Here is a 572-nt window from a genome sequence, read left to right on the forward strand (position 1 = left end):
TTGTCAGGGTTTAAAATCGTCGACAGTGCTTTCTGGTACGATGCTTCAACGGTCTCTTTAGAATTAGAGCGAATACCTAAATATTCAAGGCGACCATCTTCAATTCCGTATACGACACCATGAATTTCGACATCTTGCCCGCGCTCCCATGCGTTTTGCATGATGGTTGAATTGCCTAGGTTATAAACTTGTTCTGCAACGTTAATTTCACCAAGCTTATCGGCACGATCTTCAACAGGCATTTGATCTAAGTAAGAACGATGCTTGAAGTAAAGATCTCTGATGTGCAGTAGCCAGTTATTGATAAGCCCGAGTTGAGGGTTATCTATCGCCGCGTTAACACCGCCGCAACCGTAGTGACCACACACAATAATGTGCTTCACCTTGAGTACATCAACGGCGTATTGAACAACGGAAAGGCAATTGAGGTCTGTGTGAATGACTTGGTTTGCAACATTGCGGTGAACAAATAATTCACCGGAGTAAAGGCCGGTTAATCGTTCTGCGGGTACTCGACTATCGGAGCAGCCAATCCAAAGAAAATCAGGCTTTTGGCCTTCGGCGAGCTTAGC

General features: G+C 45.1%; 1 protein-coding gene. It reads right to left on the minus strand.

Annotation, left to right across the window (positions count from 1 at the left end):
* Positions 1 to 572 (minus strand): carbonate dehydratase (gene can, locus R7093_RS27015; RefSeq protein ID WP_318147248.1); only part of this gene is annotated, 572 nt, incomplete at both ends.

This window comes from Vibrio sp. 1580 (assembly GCF_033340055.1).